Genomic DNA, 16,102 nt, shown 5'->3' with positions numbered 1-16,102 from the left:
GTGTGGGAGTGCTCGGTGGGGCGCAGATCCCTGGAGAGGTAGCGCTCAGCATCCGGGACGTCACTCAAAGTAGCAGCGGAGTACCTGAAAGGTTCTCAAAACTGGCAATCCGCGAGATCGGCTCGTATTGCCTGGTAAGCCCGCGAAAAGGGCGCCCCGTGCGGGACGCCCTCGTGGAGCCGGCCGGCGTCAGGCGGGCAGTGTGCCCACGCCGATGGGGCAGGTCATGCCGTTGGGGCCGTGGTTGCAGTAGCCGCCCGGGTTCTTGGAGTCCGAGAGGTACTGCTGGTGGTAGTCCTCGGCGTAGTAGAACGGGCCGGCGGGCTTGATCTCGGTGGTGATGTCGCCTTGGCCGGCCTTGCGGACCACCGGGGCGAACGCCTCGCGGGAGGACTCGGCCACGGTGGCCTGGGCCGAGGTTGTGGTGTAGATCGCCGAGCGGTACTGCGTGCCGACGTCATTGCCCTGGCGCATGCCCTGGGTCGGGTCGTGGTTCTCCCAGAACGCCTTCAGCAGTGTCTCGTATGACACGCGGGCCGGGTCGTAGACGACCTGGACGGCCTCGGTGTGGCCGGTGTGGCCGGAGCACGTCTCCTCGTACGTCGGGTTCTTCGTGAAGCCGCCCTGGTAGCCCACGGCGGTCGAGTAGACGCCGGGGATCGGCCAGAAGATGCGCTCCGCGCCCCAGAAGCAGCCCATGCCGAAGTAGGCGACCTCGAGGCCGGTGGGCCAGGGGCCGCGCAGCGGGGTGCCGAGGACGGTGTGCTTCGCGGCTACGGGCATCTCGGTGTCGCGCCCGGGGGTGGCCGACTCGGCGGTCGGCAGGTCAAGCTGCTTGGTGTACCGCAGGAACACGATCCGCTCCTTAAACTTGATGCTTCTGGGCTCAAGTTTGCCGCGCGATCCGGGAAAAACCCGGCTGGAAGCCTTATGAGCTCATTACGGCGGCAACCTTCTCCGCGTAGGACAACGCTTCCTCGTCGGACGCGTATTTCGTGCGCGGCCAGAAGAAGCCCTTGAGCCCGTCGCCCTTCGTTCGCGGTACCACATGGGTATGCAGGTGAGCGACGCTCTGTGAGACCCGGTTGTTGATGGCGATGAACGTGCCGCCCGCCGACAGTCCGATCTCCACGGCCGCCGCCAGCTTCTGCACAAACCCGAAATAAAGCGCTATGTCCGACTCGGGCAGATCAACCAACGTCACCACGTGCGTGCGCGGAACAACGAGCACATGGCCCTTGAACACGGGGCGGATGTCGAGGAAGGCGGCCGCGAAATCCGTGGAGGCCACCAGGAACCCGGGCGCGGCGCCCGACGCGATCGAGCAGAACAGGCAGTCCGACACGATGGCCAGACTATCCAAGACTAGGGTCGTTGAAATGACCCACGGCTTCGATACTCTCGCGATCCACGCCGGCCAGGAGCCGGACCCGGTCACCGGCGCGGTCGTGCTGCCGATCTTCCAGACCAGCACCTATGCCCAGGACGCCGTCGGAAGCCCGCGGCTGGGGTACGAATACAGCCGCACCACCAACCCGACGCGCGACTCGCTGCAGGAGTGCCTGGCCGCGCTCGAGGGCGGCCGCCGGGCCCTGACGTTCGCCTCCGGCCTCGCCGCCGAGGACACGCTGCTGCGCACGGTCTGCAAGCCCGGCGACCACGTGATCATTCCCGACGACGCCTACGGCGGCACGTTCCGGCTGTTCTCAAAGGTCGCCGAGCGCTGGGGCCTCAACTGGACGGCCGCGTCGATCCACAGCGTCGACTCGGTCCGGGCCGCGATGACCGACAAGACCCGGATCGTGTGGGTGGAGACGCCGACCAACCCGCTGCTCGGCATCGCCGACATCGCCGCCCTGGCCCAGGCCGCCCACGACCGCGGCGCGCTGCTGGTGGTCGACAACACGTTCGCCTCGCCATACCTGCAGCAGCCCCTGCATCTGGGCGCGGACATCGTGGTGCACTCGACGACGAAGTACCTCGGCGGGCACTCCGACGTCGTGGGCGGCGCGCTCATCGGCACCGACGAGGCGCTCCTGGGCGAGCTCGCCTTCCACCAGAACGCGATGGGCGCGATCAACGGGCCGTTCGACGCCTGGCTCACGCTGCGCGGGATCAAGACGCTCGGCGTGCGGATGGACCGCCACTGCGACAACGCCGAGAAGGTCGTCGAGTTCCTGTCCAGGAACAAGGCGATAACCCAGGTGTTGTACCCGGGCTTGCCCGACCACCCCGGGCACGAGACGGCGGCCAAGCAGATGCGTCGCTTCGGTGGGATGGTCAGCTTCCGCGCGCAGAGCGAGGAGCACGCGGTCGCCATCTGCGACCGGGCCAAGCTGTTCGTGCTGGGGGAGTCCCTCGGCGGCGTCGAGTCGCTGATCGAGCACCCCGGACGGATGACCCACGCGAGCGCGGCCGGCTCGCCGCTGGAGGTCCCGGGCGATCTCGTCCGGTTGTCTGTCGGAATCGAGACGATCGACGATCTTCTGGCCGATCTGGAGCAAGCCCTCGCTCGTTGACACACTAAGACCGCACCGTCGTCGGGTCCGGAAAGGTGTCAACCGATGCTGCACCGCTCCACCGCCTGGGTCGGCGCGACGGCCAGGGAGATCGCCCGCGCGGTGCGCCGCGGCGACACCTCGGCGACCGCCGTCGTGGCCGACCACCTCGACTCGATCCGAGCCTATGACCGGATCGTCGGCGCATTCCGGGAGGTGCGCGGCGGGGCCGCGATCGCCGAGGCGGAGATCGTCGACGACCAGCCGGACCTGGCCAACCTGGCGCTCGCCGGGGTGCCGGTCGCGGTGAAGGAGAACGTCGCGGTCACCGGGCTGCCGACGTGGAACGGCTCGGCCGCCGCGCGCCGTCCGGTGGCCGACCGCGACCACGAGGTGGTCCGGCGGCTGCGCGGGGCCGGCGCGGTCGTGGTCGGCGTGACCCGGATGCCGGAGCTCGGCCTCTGGGGCACGACCGACGACGCGGAGACCATCACCCGCAACCCGTGGCGGACCGACCGCACGCCCGGCGGCTCCTCCGGCGGCTCGGCGGCGGCGGTCGCGGCCGGGCTGGTGCCGATCGCGCACGGCAACGACGGGCTCGGCTCGATCCGCATCCCGGCCGCCTGCTGCGGCATCGTGGGCCTGAAGCCGGGCCGGGGCGCGGTGCCGGCCGGCCTCGGCTCCAACGACTGGTACGGGCTGGCCGAGAACGGCATCCTGGCCACCACCGTCGCCGACGCACACCTGGGCTACGCCGTGCTCTCCGGCCGCACCCCCAACGCGCTGACGGAGCCGAGCGGGCTGCGGGTCGCCGTGTCGCTGCGCAGCCCCGTCACCGGCGTGTTCCCGGATGCCGGCGCGAAAAAGGGCGTCTCGGATTTTGTACGGCTCGTCCTCGCCCAAGGCCACGGCGCCGTCCGAGCCGACCCGGTGTATCCACCCGCGCTGGCCGCCCGGGGCCTCGCCACCTGGTTCGCCGCGGCCGCCGCCGACGCCGCCGACCTGGACCGGGCCGCCCTCCAGCCGCGCAGCCGCCGCCACATCGCCCTCGGCGAGAAGGCCCTGCGCCGGGGCCTCGTCCGCGACGCCGACCGGGCCGCCTGGCGGGAACGCTGCCGGCACTGGTTCAGCGACGGCGGCTATGACGTGCTCGTCACCCCGGCCCTGGCCTCCGCCCCGCTGCCCGCGGACCGCTGGTCGGCCCGCTCCTGGTCGGCGAACATGACGGCCAACACCAGGTATGCGCCCTATGCGGCGCCGTGGAACATCGCCGGCTTCCCCGCCCTGGTGATCCCGGTCGGGGTGCGCGCCGACGGGCTGCCGGCCGCGGTGCAGCTGGTCGGGCCGCCCGGCTCCGAGCTGCTGCTGCTCGCCCTGGCCGGGCAGGTGGAGCAGGCCGCGCCGTGGCGGCGGCACGCGCCGGGCTGGCCCCGGATGGCGGCCGCGCGCTCGTGATCCGGGGGATCTCGGCGTGGGCGACCGCGGCCATGGTGTGCGTCGCGGCCGCGGCATTGACGAATCTCGCCGCCGCGTTCCTGCCGATTGTGGACCTGCGGGCAGTACACCATCCGGGTCCGGCGACAACCGGTCTCGCTTCGGCCTTGCGCGTGGTGGCGGCGCTTGTGCTCTTCGGGTTTGTCCTCGGCTTCGCGGTGGCCTGGGGCGGCTGGTCCCGGCGGGCCCGCGGCAACCTGCTGGGGTTCGGGGTGCGGTCGCGGCGGGTCGTGGACAGCGTCGGCCGGGCGCCCGAGGTCCGGCGGCGGATGCGGGTCCTGACGTGGCTGCTGTGGAGCACCGTGCTGGCGGCCGTTGTCACGCGGCTGCTGGCCTGGTCGGCCGGGCGGTCCACGGCCGGCGAGATCGGCGAAGTGCGTGCGCAGGCCTGGGCCGGGCAGCCGGTCGACGACGCCCTCGCCGCGCACCTCTTCGGGCGGGAACTGGTGCTGGGGCTGCCGGCGGCCGTGCTGTTCGTGCTGGCCGCCGCGCTGACGATGGTGTTCGTCGGGCGGGTCACGAGCGCGCAGTACGGGCGGGTGGCCCGGCTGCGGGCCCGCGAGCTAGCCGGTGCCTTCGGCTCGTAGGTGGCGGCGCTGGACCTGGCGGCGCTCGCGCAGGACGGACTGCAGGCCGTCCGGGGAGAGCGGCGGGTAGAACAGGTAGCCCTGGGCGGCGGTGCAGCCCAGTTCGGCCAGGCGGGTTCGCTGGTCCGGGTTTTCCACACCCTCGGCGACCACGCGCAGGCCGATCCGCCTCGCCAGGTCGACCGTTGTCTGGACGATCGCGGCGGCCTTCGGGGAGTCGAGCATCTGCGCCACGAACTCGCGGTCGATTTTGACCTCTTGGACCGGGAGCCTCGTCAGGACCGTGAACGCCGAATAGCCCGTGCCGAAGTCGTCCACCGCCAGCTGCACACCCAGGCGGCGGATCCGCGACAGGACGTCGTCGATGACACCGGAGTTGGACAGCATCACCGTCTCGGTGATTTCGAGAACCAGGAGCTCGGCCGGGAAGCGGTGGCGGGTCAGGAGGTCCTTGATGGTCTCGGGGAGCTGGCGTTCGGCCAGGCTGCGGGCCGAGATGTTGACCGACACCGGCACCGCCAGACCGGCCCGGCGCCAGCCTGAGGCCAGGAAGATGGCCCGCTCCAGCACCCAGTGGGTCAGCGGGGCGATCAGCTCGCTCGCCTCGACGGCGGGCAGGAACTGGGCCGGCAGGAGGCGGCCGCGGCGCGGGTGGCGCCAGCGGACCAGGGCCTCGACGCTGGTGACGGGGGCGGCGCCGGTCAGGGCGATCGCCGGCTGCAGGTCCAGGGTCAGCTGCTCGTCGCCGGCCGTCGTGGCGTTGAGGGCCTCGCGGAGCTCGGCCAGCAGGGCCAGGCGGTCGGTGCTGGCGTCGTCGCGGGCCGGGTCGTACCAGGCGACCGGCTGGCCGCCGTCCTTCGCCTGATACATGGCGATGTCGGCGCGGCGAAGGAGCTCGGTCAGGTCGGCCGAGCCGGCGGCGGCGACCACGACGCCGATCGAGGTCTCCTTCGACAGCGCCACCCCGTCGATCTCCATCGGGGCGGCGATCTGCGCGCCGAGGCGGCGGGCCCGCTCGACGGCGGCGGCCAGGGCCAGGTCGTCGGCGCCGGCGCCCAGGTCGGTGATGAGGACGGCGAACTCGTCGCCGCCGAGGCGGGCGTGGACGTCGCCGGGCGCGCCGGCCGCCTGGACGCGGCGGGCGATGACCTTCAGGACCTCGTCGCCGGCGGTGTGGCCGAGCGCGTTGTTGACCTCTTTGAAGTCGTTGACGTCGAGCAGGAGCAGGGCCACCGGGTCGCTCTGGGGGCGGGCCGCCAGCTGGACGTTGCCCCGGGCCAGCAGTGCGGCCCGGTTGAACAGGCCGGTCAGCGGGTCGCGGACGGCGTCGTAGGTGGTGCGCTCGCTCATCGCGCGCAGCTCGCCATGGGTGATGGCGTCGTGCAGCGCGGCGGCCAGGGCGTCGCCGAACGTGGCCAGCATCAGGCGGTCGCGGGGGCGCTGCGGCTCCGGTCCGGCCAGGTGCAGCTCGCCGACCGCCACCGTGCCGACGGTCAACGTGCGGCTGCTGTAGGGCCCCGGCGGCAGGTCCCCGTGGGTACGCCCGCCGGCCAGCACGATCCGCGCGGCCGGGACGTGGAACAGGCGGACCGCGCCGGTGATGCCGGCCCGGGCGGCGTCGCGCTCGTCCAGGCGGTTGAGGTCGCGGGCCACGTCGGCGAACTCGGCCCAGGTGCGGCGCTCGTCGTCCTCGCCGATGCGGTTGGCGTAGAACTGGTGCATCAGCCAGAGCACCGGCGGCAGCAGCAGGAGCAGGAAGCCGCTGGTGGCGCAGGCCCACACGACGACCAGGCCGACGGTGACGTTGCCGACGAGCATCAGCGGGGAGCTGGTGACCATCGTGGTGACGCTGGCCCGCAGGTCGCCGCCGGCGGCCACGATGCGCAGGACGACCAGGGCGAACGTGGCCACGAAGTAGACGGCCGCGGCGACGCACAGCGCCACGATGAAGCGCGGCGGCAGCCCGGTCCGGTCAGCGCCGTTGCCCCAGATGAGGATCATGACCAGGGTGGCCAGGCCGGCGCCGGCGGTCAGCGCGGCGACACCGTAGATGCTCTCGCGGACCGGGCGGGCGCGGCTGGCGCGGGCGTCGAACACGTGCAGGGCGGCGTGGGCGGCGGCGAAGCCGATGAGCGCGATCGGCGGGACCATCTCCGGTGGCAGGAAGGCCAGCAGCACCACGACCGCGGCTTCGCCCCAGGCCAGCCGGGCCAGGCCGCCACCGGCGCGGACCCGCAGCCGGGCCAGCTGGGAGACCATCGCGACGGCGGCGCCGGTGAGCACGGCCGTCGGCACCGCGGGCAGTCCGTCGATACTGAACCGATTCAATGCGGCCGCGACGGTACCCTCGGGCAGGCTCGAAGCGGCCATGAGCGCGGCCGTGACGATCAGGCCGGCGACCGTGACCATGAGGACGACCAGCCGGGACGGCAGCTCGCGGTGGGCACGCGCCAAGGCGATCACCACGTGCCCCCTTCCCTGCCCCCAGGGGTGCGCGCATGGCGAAATCGAACGCGCACCTCGTGAAGGCTAAGCCACACGGGATTGGGACAACAGTGGCCAGCGATGCGTTTCTAACTCAGATCAACGTGTCCGACTACTCAGACGGAGGAGCGCCGTCCTTGTTGGCGACATCCTTGGGGGCGTCGGGGTCGGGGAACTCGGCCGGCAGGCGGCGGATCCGCATGGTCATGTTGCGGATCAGGAACACCGTCGCGATGCCCAGGAGCACGATGATGAGCAGCCCCATGGGGCCGGCCAGGCCCCCGGAGCGGGTGTCGCCGAAGTTGTTCTCGGCCAGAACGTCCAACGCGCTCATACGCCTACCTTACGCCCGCGAAGAGATCATCTTCCGGCGTGGTGGTGTCGACGAAGGATTTGACCAGCTCGAAGTCCTCGGTGGGCCAGAGCTTCTGCTGCAGGTCGAGCGGCACCCCGAACCAGAACCCGTCCGGATCGACCTGCGTCGCGTGCGCGCGCAGCGCGTCGTCGCGGGCCTCGAAGAAGTCGCCGCACGGCACCTTGGTGGTGACGCGCTTGTCCGGGTCGGGCCACTCCTGGCCGTCGTCCTGCCCGGCCCGGGCCTCGCGGCGCTCCTGCATCTCCTTGAGCCACTCGGTATACGGCGACTCGCCGGTCAGCTCCAGCATGGCCTCGTGGAACATGGTCATCCGCTTCATCGACCAGCCCATGTTGTAGTACAGCTTCAGCGGCTGCCAGGGCGCGCCGGCCTCCGGATAGCGCTCCGGGTCGGCGGCGGCGTCGAAGGCGACCATGCTGATCTTGTGCGTCATGACGTGGTCGGGGTGCGGGTAGCCGCCGTTCTCGTCATAGGTCGTGATGACGTGCGGCTTGAACTCGCGGATGAGCTTGACCAGCGGCTCGGCGGCGACCTCGGGGTCCATGAGGCCGAAGCAGCCCTCGGGCAGCGGCGGCAGCGGGTCGCCCTCGGGCAGGCCGGAGTCGACGAAGCCCAGCCAGGCCTGGCGGACGCCGAGGATCTCGCGGGCCCGGTCCATCTCGGCCCGGCGGATCTCGGCGATGTTCTCCCAGACCTCCGGCCGGTCGAGCTTCGGGTTGAGCACGCTGCCGCGCTCACCCCCGGTGCAGGTCACGACCAGGACGTCGACCCCCTCGGCCGAGTACATCGCCATGGCGGCCGCACCCTTGCTCGACTCGTCGTCAGGATGGGCGTGCACCGCCATCAACCGCAACTGCTCGGTCACGAGCTTTTCCCCTCCAGAGAGACCCACCGCGAAGCGGCGGAACGTAACGACCCTATTGTGGTCGGTACCTCTGACAAAAAACGACGAGGACGCACTCCCGTGACCGCTGCGAACGAGACGCACGCCACAAACAAATACCCGCCGGGGCGCTACGGGCGCCGCCGGGAGCCGCAGCCGCGCCGCCGCGTTCTGACGATTGTCCTCGCCGCCGTCGTGGCCGTGGCCGGGCTGGCGATCGCCTGGCAGCTCTACACGCAGTACGGTCCGCAGGACTACGAGCCGCAGGTCCAGCGCTTCTACAACGTCACCGACGACGGGATCACCGTCGACTTCGTGGTGCGCAAGGCCGCCGACCAGCGGGCGACCTGCAGCGTCCGGGCCCGCTCGGCCGCGGGCGAGGAGGTCGGGCTGGCTCAGGTCGACGTGCCGGACGGGGCCGAGGCGTACGTCACATATCGGCTCGCAACGAGTGACCGTCCGGTCACTGTCGAGGTCCCGGCCTGCGGGCCCGTGCACAAATAGACAAACGCGCCCCCAAATTGAAGTGGCCGCGGTGATGCGGGTCACTGGTACTTTGGTGGTTTGACCGGCGTGCCCGTAAGGAGATCTTCAGTGTCGACCACCGACGACAACCAGGCCACCACCTGGCTGTCGCAGGACGCCTATGACCGGTTGCAGGCCGAGCTTGACGAGCACATCGCCAACCGCCCGGCGATCGCCGCCGAGATCAACGCCCGCCGTGAAGAGGGCGACCTGCGCGAGAACGGCGGCTACCACGCCGCCCGCGAGGAACAGGGCAAGGCCGAGGGCCGGATCTTGTACCTCAAGGAGTTCCTCCGCAAGGCGGTCGTCGGTGACGCGCCCAACTCCGACGCGGTGGCGCCCGGCATGGTCGTCACGATCCAGTTCGACGACGACGAGGACGACACCGAGAAGTTCCTCCTCGGCTCGCGGGAGATCGCCGCGACGACCGACCTGACCGTCTACAGCCCCGAGTCCGCGCTGGGCAAGGCGATCCTCGGCGCGAAACGCGGCGACACCGTCACCTACACGGCCCCGAGCGGCGCCGCGATCAAGGTGAAGATCGTCGCCTTCGAGCCCTTCGGCGGCTGATCTCTCCTTCGGGCCTCTTCGGCGCTGATCTCGCCTTCGAGCCCTTCGGTGGCATCTCGCCCTTCGAGCCCTTCGGCGGCTGATCTCGCCCTCGAGCCTTTCGGCGGGTGACGCCGGAGGGGCAAAAGCCGGAAACAACAGCAGAAGCAGGGGATTCCGAGGCCGCTTCGCTCCCGCCCCGGGCAGGGGGCTCCGCGCCCCCTGCACCCCTGCGACGGTGCCCGGCACCCGAATGAGTGCCCGGTTGCCACTTGAAATTCCGAAGCGTCACACGCCGAACGTGACCGTATAACCGGCTGAGCGCAGCGCGTTCACGAGCCGGTCGGAGTGCTCGGAACCCCGCGTCTCCACAGACAGACCAAGCTCAACCTCGCCCAACTGGAGACGCGGGTCCTGACGCCGATGGGCGACGTCGACGACGTTGGCCCCCATCTCCGCGATGTACGACAGCAGCTTCGCCAAGTGCCCGGGCCGATCCCCGCACCGCACGGTGAACGTCAGGTATCGCCCGGCCGCGGCCAGCCCGTGCTCGATCACCCGCACCATGAGCATCGGGTCGATGTTGCCGCCGGAGAGCACCGCCACCGCCGGCGTCTCCACCTGCACCGCCCCGGCGAGCAGGGCCGCGACGCCGACGATCCCGGCCGGCTCGACGACCATCTTCCCGCGCTCCAGCAGCATGAGCAGCGCCCGGGAGATGTCCTCCTCGCTCACCGTCACGACCTCGTCGACGAGCTTCGCCACGTGCGCGAACGTGATGTCACCGGGCCGCCCGACCGCGATGCCGTCGGCGATCGTCCCGAAGCGTTCCAGCCGCACCGGCTTACCTTGGGCCAGCGACTTCGGAAACGCGGCGGCCCCGGCCGCCTGGACCCCGATGACCCGTACGTCCGGCCGCAGCGTCTTGATCGCCACGGCCAGCCCGGAGATCAGCCCACCACCCCCGGCCCCGGTGATCACGGTCTTGACCTCGGGCACCTGCTCGAGGATCTCCAGCCCCACGGTCCCCTGCCCGGCGATCACGTCGGGGTGGTCGAACGGGTGGATGAGCACGGCCCCGGTACGCTCCGCGAACTCTTGCGCGGCGACCAGGGCTTCGTCGACGGTCGACCCGGCAAACTCCACGGCCGCGCCGTAGCCCCGGGTCGCCGCGATCTTCGGCAGCGGCGCACCGATCGGCATGTAGACGGTGCTGCTGATCCCGAGCAGGCTGGCGGCTAGGGCGACCCCTTGGGCGTGGTTGCCGGCCGAGGCGGCCACCACCCCGCGCCCGCGCTCATCAGCGGAGAGCCGGGACAGCCGCACGTAGGCGCCGCGAACTTTGAACGACCCCGCGCGCTGCAGGTTTTCGCACTTGAGCCACGTGGGCCCGCCGAGCTTGGCGGTCAGGGGCCGGGACGGTTCGACCGGCGTCAGGCGGGTCACGCCGGCCAGCAGTTCCCGGGCCGCTTCGATCTCGGCGAGGGTGACGAGATCCGATGCAACGGTCATGCCCTGATCGTGCCACCACTCAACCCCACCGGACCGAGCAGGACACCCGCGAACCGCCACGCGACCAGCCGTCAAGCCCACACACAGCCACCCCAACGACCGCGACCCCGCCGCCCCTCCTCTCCTTAATTGAGACACTCTATTGGAATGGAGCATTCCGTTCTGATAGAGTGAAGCCATGACATCGACCTGGCAGGTCCTGAAAGAAGCTCACCGAGCCCTCCGCACCGTCACCGCCCCCCTCCAACCCAAGGACTCAGCACGCTCAACCCCATGCAGCCAGTGGAACGTCGCGCAGGTCCTCCAGCACGCAGCCGGCGACCAACTCGGCTACGCCGCCGCGATCACCGGAACCGGCGGCCCAACCTTCGACCCGTTCGCCCCGACGGGCGACCTCCCCGCCGGCTTCGTGGAGGAGGCCCTAAAGACGGCGGAGGCAGCCTGGTCAACCGTCCCGCACGACGCCCAGTCAGTCCCAACCCCGCTCCCGCAGGGCGAGCTCTCCCCTTGGCTGGCCGCCGGAGCATGCGCCTTGGACGCCGCGGTCCACGCCTGGGACATCGCCCGCGCAACCAACCAGCCTTCCCCGCTGACCGACGCCCTCTCCGCCGACCTCCTCAAGGTCGCCCAAGAACTAGTCGAACCACTACGAGCCTGGGGCGCCTACGCCGCAGTACTCCCACCCACCCCAACCGACACCCCCACCGAAACCCTGCTCCGCTACCTGGGCCGCAACCCCCACTGGACCCCGTCCGCCTGACAACCCAGGGGGCTCAACTCGCTCCCCAAGCCCAACCACCCAGACCAGCCGGACCAACCAGAGCAAAGCTCAAGCCGCCACATCCCCAACGCCCCCACACAGCACCGCGACTACGGCACCAGCGCCCACAGCACCAGCGACCCGTAGCACCACCAGGACGAGACGGCACGGTCCAAACCGAGGCGGAACGCTCGCCAACCCGCCAGACAGCGCCAAAGCGATCGGGTCACGACGCCAAACAAGCCCAGACACGCCCCCGGCACCAACAGAACCCAAGGCCGCGACGCTCATGCCAAGGCACATACGCCGCACCCACGCCGGCCCACACCAGAGTGATGGTCATAGCCTCGGCAGCCCCGGGACACCAAGGACGACACCAACAACGACCGCGGCGGCGATGACCAAACGGTAAGCATTCTGGCCACGACCTCCGCCGCGCTTAGGTCCTCAACGAGCTGTACGCGCAGCGGGGCGTGCGGCTGGACCCGGAGCACCACGCGGCGCGGTACCGCCCTGGTCGTTCATCATGGCGTTCTCCGCCTCCCGCACCGCCTTCACGCTCCAAATTCCACGCATTGGGTTTCGCGCGTCGCACTTCTCGCGTCGGACCTCGCGCTTCGTGCGTGTGCTCACGCGTCGGGCGTCGGGCTTCGCGCGTCGGGCTCCGCGCGTCGGACTTCGCGTGTCGGGCTCCGCGCTTCGTGCGTGTGCTCACGCGTCGGGCGTCGGGCTTCGCGCGTCGGGCTCCGCGCGTCGGACTTCGCGCTTTGCGGGAAGCTGCACCGAGGTGATGGTCACGGCGACAGTAGGCCCCAGGACGCGACCCACGGCACCAGCAGGACGGCGGCGGCGACGGCCACGCCGAGGCGTACGCGGCTGCGCTCGGGCCGGCCGTTGCGCCACCATGAGACGGCCGCGGTGATGCCCGCCGCGGCGGTGGCGACGGTGAGCAGTTCCAGGGCCAGCCAGGGGAGCGGCCGGCCGAGCAGGAGTGGGCCGATTACCTTACCGGCGGTGGCGAGCAGGAACATCAGGTAGAGCAGCGTGCCCGCAACAACCACCGGCCCGGTGACGGCCAGGGTCCGCAGCGGCCACACTGGTCGGATGCGTCCGGTCGCGGTCAGGCTGCTCGCCGCCGCCCTCGATGAAGAGCGGCTCCTGGTGTACCTCACCGAGGTCCGTCGGCGGACGGGGGCCACCAGGAAGCCGGCTAGGAGCAGTACCGTCATGGCGACCAGGGGCCACGGCCGGTGGTACCACGGGGCCGTGACGATCGTTTCCGCCGACGAGTTCGACGCGGGAGTGACGTTCGAGCCGGTCATCTGGCCGGTCTCGATCCAGGTCGTCTCGACGCTGCCGTAGTCGTCCGGCACCTGGGGCTGGCGGTCGAAGCCCTCTGCGGCGGTGACGTGCAGGTTGTGGTTCAGGCCGGGGACGATTCGGGTCTTGTACTGCCCATTCCCGCCCGCCGTCAGCGCCTCCCCGATGATCTTCTGGCTCTGAGCGGGCACGCTGTCGCGGTCGAGTTCGCCCCATTCGGCCAGGACCGGTTGGCGCACTCGGCGCCACTCCGGCGTCGCGTCGAAGTCGTGCTCCGGGAAGAGGCCCGCCGCGATCGCAGCCGGCAGCACGTCCGTGCGCAGCGCACTCGAGGCCGCGGCCGTGACCCCGGCGTGGCGGAGGTACTCGTTGTAGCCCCACGCGGTCTGAGCGTCGGGGGTGGTGCCCACGCCGCCCACCGTGATCAGGAACTTGACGTCATTTGAGCGGTTCGCGGCGATCGGCGCGACCCAGGCACCCTCGGATAGAGCCCACATCCCCAGGCGCACCGGGTCTACGTCCGGTCGGTCGCGCAGGAGCCGCAGGCCCGCGAGGGCGTCGTCGGCGAGCACCGAGTAGTCCCGGTGGATCAGTGAGTATCCGGTCTTGCGTTTGTCGTAGATCAGCGTGACGACGCCGCGGCGGGCGTATGCCTCCGCCTCCGTGCGCAGGTAGTCGCGGCCGCGGTTACCCGCGCCCTCCAACATGACCATCGCTGGGTGGCGGCCCTGTGCGCCCGGCGGGGTGATCACGGTGCCGTGCAGCTCCACGCCGCCGTCGCCGATGAACGCGACATCGATCCCGCCCCCACCCCCGTTTTCCGCATCCGCCGGACTGATCGGGGCCAGTGCCGCGGCGAGGCCGGCCGCCAGGCCCGTCACCACGCCAAGTGCTCGTCGCATCCGCGCTCTCCATCTCGGTCGGGATTTGGGGACGAGCATGCAGGGGGCGGCGGGTTTGGACCCAGGGTGCTGACACCTGAATTCGACCGGGGTGCAGGCACCCTGGTCGACCGCCGCCCCGCCGCCTACCTTCGATGCGATGAGAAGTCGCGTTTTGGCGCACATCCAGGATGTGCGATCGCTTGCGGTCGGCGCCGCGCTGGGACTGGCCGCGCCGCCGCTCCTGGTGCTGTTCCTGCTGTCGGGGCCGCTGAGCCTCGCCGGCGGGCTGGGCCTGCTGCTGCTGGCCGGTGTAATCCTGTCGGCGCGATGGCTGGCGCAGGTGCAGTATGGCCGGTTCGGGACGAGCCGTTGGAGGACCGTGAACTACTACAAAGATCCGCCGCCGGGATTCGGTCTCGCCTGGCTGCGGATGACCGTGAAGGAACCCCAGACCTGGCGGGATATGGCCTGGTTGCTCGTCCAGTTCCCGCTCGGCCTCAGCTCGTTCGTCGCGGTCGTGGCCGGGTGGCTCTGCGCGATCCAGTTCGTCGCGGCTCCCCTGCTCCTCGTGTTGCTGCCGAAGCCGACCTCGTTCGATCCGGCGGTGTTCGAGCTCACCGGTCGTTCCGGGCTGCTGACCTGGGTGCTCGTGCCGGTCGGCATCGGGCTGGCCCTGGTGCTGCCCAGGGTCGCGCGGCTTCTGGTCCGATGGCAGGCGGTTCTGTCGGTCAACCTGCTGGAGCAGCGACGGCAAAACCTGGAGGCGCGGCTGGAGTGGGTCACGTCGACCCGGACCAGCGCCGTCGACGCCTCGGCGGCGGAGCTGCAGCGCATCGAGCGGGACCTGCACGACGGCGCCCAGGCCCGGCTGATCTCGGTCACGATGAGCCTCGGAATGGCGGAGCACATCATCGACACCAACGTGGACAACGCGAAGGTGCTGCTGGCGGAGGCGCGGGCCGACACCGCGACGGCGCTGACCGAGCTGCGCCACCTGGTGCGCGGCATCCACCCGCCGGTGCTGGCCGACCGCGGCCTGGGCGCGGCGGTCGAGGCGCTTCGGCTGACGAGCCGGGTGCCGGTGGACCTGGACCTGCGGCTGAAGCGACGACTGAAACTGGCGGTGGAGTCCGCGGCCTACTTCGTGATCGCCGAGTCGCTTGTCAACGCCATCAAGCACAGCGGTGCGCGGCGGATCGGCATCAGCGTGGTCGACCGCGGCGAGCGGCTGACGATCGACGTGTCGGACGACGGGCACGGGGGCGCCGACCCATCGCTCGGCACCGGGCTGCAGGGCATCCAGCGGCGGCTGTCGGCGTTCGACGGGGCCCTGGCCGTCTCGAGCCCGCCCGGCGGCCCGACGGTCCTCACGATGGAGCTGTCATGCGGGTCCTGATCGCGGACTGCCGGGCCTGCTGCGGGGCGGGGTAAGTCGGATGCTTGCCGCGTGTGAGGCTGTCGAAGTTGTCGAGTTGGTTGAGGCTGTGCGGAGTGTCGTGTGCTTGCCGCGTTCGGGGTCGTCGAAGTCGTCAAGGTCGTCGGGGTGGTCGAGGCGGTGGGGCTGTCATGCGGGTGTTGATTGCTGAGGATCAGGCTCTGCTGCGGGACGGGATGAGTCGGATGCTTGCGGCGTTTGGGTTTGAGGTTGTTGAGAGCTTGGCATCGGGGGAGGGACTGGCTAAGAAGCTTGTTGCGGTGCGGCCGGATGTTTCGGTTATCGATGTTCGGCTGCCGCCTACGTTCACGCATGAGGGGTTGCGGGCGGCGGTGGCGGCTCGGCAGGTGGTTCCTGGGTTGCCGGTGTTGGTGTTGTCGCAGTATGTGGAGCGGCTGTATGCGCGGGAGTTGTTGTCGGATCGTGCGGGCGGTGTCGGGTACCTGTTGAAGGATCGAGTTGGGGAGGTGCAGCAGTTCGCCGACGCGGTGCGGCAGGTGGCGGGTGGGGGGACCGTTATCGATCCGAATGTGGTCGGGCAGCTGTTCGAGGTTCGCGACGAGCTCGGCGGGCTGACGCCGCGTGAGCATGACGTGCTGCGGCTCATGGCGCTCGGGCGGTCCAACAGCGCCATCGCCGGGGAATTGAATATCACTGAGAAATCGGTCAGCAATTCGATCAACACGGTGTTCGCGAAGCTCGGGCTGCCGGCCGGGTCGCATCAGCAGGATCGGCGGGTGGCGGCGGTGTTGACGTACCTCGATCGGACTTCCGCCAACCCCGCAGGGGAGTAGG

At 70.5% G+C, this 16,102-nt stretch carries 15 protein-coding genes; 8 read left to right on the top strand and 7 right to left on the bottom strand.

Annotated elements, in window-relative coordinates; translation table 11 throughout:
• Positions 1–189: 189 nt before the first annotated feature.
• Entirely contained in the window at positions 190–855 is a 666-nt protein-coding gene (gene msrA, locus ACIA8L_RS44745; protein ID WP_395914537.1) for a peptide-methionine (S)-S-oxide reductase MsrA, read from the bottom strand.
• Positions 856–928: 73 nt separating this feature from the next.
• Positions 929–1,345: an HIT family protein gene (locus tag ACIA8L_RS44740; RefSeq protein WP_395914535.1), complete on the bottom strand. Its 417-nt coding sequence runs from the start codon at positions 1,343–1,345 to the stop codon at positions 929–931.
• A gap of 34 nt (positions 1,346–1,379) precedes the next feature.
• Between ACIA8L_RS44740 and ACIA8L_RS44735 the strand changes: the two genes are divergently transcribed.
• The 3 genes from ACIA8L_RS44735 to ACIA8L_RS44725 are packed head-to-tail and all read left to right on the top strand — an operon-like array spanning position 1,380 to position 4,579.
• Positions 1,380–2,519, top strand: coding sequence for a cystathionine gamma-synthase (locus ACIA8L_RS44735; protein ID WP_395914533.1), 1,140 nt, complete (start codon positions 1,380–1,382; stop codon positions 2,517–2,519).
• A gap of 45 nt (positions 2,520–2,564) precedes the next feature.
• The gene (locus ACIA8L_RS44730) at positions 2,565–3,953 is read left to right on the top strand and encodes an amidase (RefSeq protein WP_395914531.1); all 1,389 of its coding nucleotides are present in this window, start codon (positions 2,565–2,567) and stop codon (positions 3,951–3,953) included.
• On the top strand, positions 3,902–4,579 hold the full coding sequence (locus ACIA8L_RS44725) for a hypothetical protein (RefSeq protein WP_395914530.1): 678 nt from the start codon (positions 3,902–3,904) through the stop codon (positions 4,577–4,579). The genes ACIA8L_RS44730 and ACIA8L_RS44725 overlap by 52 nt, the downstream gene beginning before the upstream one ends.
• Here the strand turns inward: ACIA8L_RS44725 and ACIA8L_RS44720 are convergent.
• The 3 genes from ACIA8L_RS44720 to mca all read right to left on the bottom strand — a co-directional run bounded on the left by ACIA8L_RS44720 (position 4,556) and on the right by mca (position 8,304).
• Positions 4,556–7,045 (bottom strand): putative bifunctional diguanylate cyclase/phosphodiesterase, encoded by a 2,490-nt coding sequence (locus ACIA8L_RS44720; protein WP_395914529.1) that lies wholly within the window; start codon positions 7,043–7,045, stop codon positions 4,556–4,558. The genes ACIA8L_RS44725 and ACIA8L_RS44720 overlap by 24 nt on opposite strands.
• A 130-nt stretch (positions 7,046–7,175) precedes the next feature.
• On the bottom strand, positions 7,176–7,397 hold the full coding sequence (locus ACIA8L_RS44715) for a hypothetical protein (RefSeq protein WP_395914528.1): 222 nt from the start codon (positions 7,395–7,397) through the stop codon (positions 7,176–7,178).
• Positions 7,398–7,401: 4 nt separating this feature from the next.
• On the bottom strand, positions 7,402–8,304 hold the full coding sequence (gene mca / locus ACIA8L_RS44710) for a mycothiol conjugate amidase Mca (protein WP_395914527.1): 903 nt from the start codon (positions 8,302–8,304) through the stop codon (positions 7,402–7,404).
• A gap of 99 nt (positions 8,305–8,403) precedes the next feature.
• Here mca and ACIA8L_RS44705 point away from each other — a divergent pair, with 99 nt between their 5' ends.
• Both ACIA8L_RS44705 and greA read left to right on the top strand, forming a co-directional pair.
• Positions 8,404–8,826, top strand: coding sequence for a DUF4307 domain-containing protein (locus ACIA8L_RS44705; protein WP_395914526.1), 423 nt, complete (start codon positions 8,404–8,406; stop codon positions 8,824–8,826).
• Between the two features lie 90 nt (positions 8,827–8,916).
• Positions 8,917–9,417, top strand: coding sequence for a transcription elongation factor GreA (gene greA / locus ACIA8L_RS44700; protein ID WP_395914525.1), 501 nt, complete (start codon positions 8,917–8,919; stop codon positions 9,415–9,417).
• A 267-nt stretch (positions 9,418–9,684) separates the two neighbouring features.
• Here greA and ilvA read toward each other — a convergent pair whose 3' ends face one another.
• Positions 9,685–10,908 (bottom strand): threonine ammonia-lyase, encoded by a 1,224-nt coding sequence (ilvA, locus tag ACIA8L_RS44695; RefSeq protein WP_395914523.1) that lies wholly within the window; start codon positions 10,906–10,908, stop codon positions 9,685–9,687.
• A gap of 178 nt (positions 10,909–11,086) precedes the next feature.
• Here ilvA and ACIA8L_RS44690 point away from each other — a divergent pair, with 178 nt between their 5' ends.
• Positions 11,087–11,668: a TIGR03086 family metal-binding protein gene (locus ACIA8L_RS44690; protein ID WP_395914521.1), complete on the top strand. Its 582-nt coding sequence runs from the start codon at positions 11,087–11,089 to the stop codon at positions 11,666–11,668.
• A gap of 794 nt (positions 11,669–12,462) precedes the next feature.
• Here ACIA8L_RS44690 and ACIA8L_RS44685 read toward each other — a convergent pair.
• Positions 12,463–13,890, bottom strand: a complete 1,428-nt coding sequence (locus ACIA8L_RS44685) for an alpha/beta hydrolase family protein (protein WP_395914519.1) — start codon at positions 13,888–13,890, stop codon at positions 12,463–12,465.
• Between the two features lie 139 nt (positions 13,891–14,029).
• Between ACIA8L_RS44685 and ACIA8L_RS44680 the strand changes: the two genes are divergently transcribed.
• Entirely contained in the window at positions 14,030–15,268 is a 1,239-nt protein-coding gene (locus ACIA8L_RS44680) for a sensor histidine kinase (RefSeq protein WP_395914517.1), read from the top strand.
• 170 nt (positions 15,269–15,438) lie between these two features.
• Positions 15,439–16,101: a LuxR C-terminal-related transcriptional regulator gene (locus ACIA8L_RS44675; RefSeq protein ID WP_395914515.1), complete on the top strand. Its 663-nt coding sequence runs from the start codon at positions 15,439–15,441 to the stop codon at positions 16,099–16,101.
• Position 16,102: the final 1 nt, after the last annotated feature.

The sequence above is a fragment of the Dactylosporangium sp. NPDC051541 genome, from assembly GCF_044454505.1.
Lineage (GTDB): Bacteria > Actinomycetota > Actinomycetes > Mycobacteriales > Micromonosporaceae > Dactylosporangium.
This window is presented reverse-complemented; position numbering and strand designations above follow the sequence as displayed.

Coding starts and splice junctions, on each gene's coding strand:
- ACIA8L_RS44735 (WP_395914533.1), top strand. CDS start 1,380: ATGACCCACGGCTTCGATACTCTCGCGATCCACGCCGGCCAGGAGCCG.
- ACIA8L_RS44715 (WP_395914528.1), bottom strand. CDS start 7,397: ATGAGCGCGTTGGACGTTCTGGCCGAGAACAACTTCGGCGACACCCGC.
- ACIA8L_RS44730 (WP_395914531.1), top strand. CDS start 2,565: ATGCTGCACCGCTCCACCGCCTGGGTCGGCGCGACGGCCAGGGAGATC.
- ACIA8L_RS44685 (WP_395914519.1), bottom strand. CDS start 13,890: ATGCGACGAGCACTTGGCGTGGTGACGGGCCTGGCGGCCGGCCTCGCC.
- ilvA (WP_395914523.1), bottom strand. CDS start 10,908: ATGACCGTTGCATCGGATCTCGTCACCCTCGCCGAGATCGAAGCGGCC.
- ACIA8L_RS44675 (WP_395914515.1), top strand. CDS start 15,439: ATGCGGGTGTTGATTGCTGAGGATCAGGCTCTGCTGCGGGACGGGATG.
- ACIA8L_RS44680 (WP_395914517.1), top strand. CDS start 14,030: ATGAGAAGTCGCGTTTTGGCGCACATCCAGGATGTGCGATCGCTTGCG.
- ACIA8L_RS44690 (WP_395914521.1), top strand. CDS start 11,087: ATGACATCGACCTGGCAGGTCCTGAAAGAAGCTCACCGAGCCCTCCGC.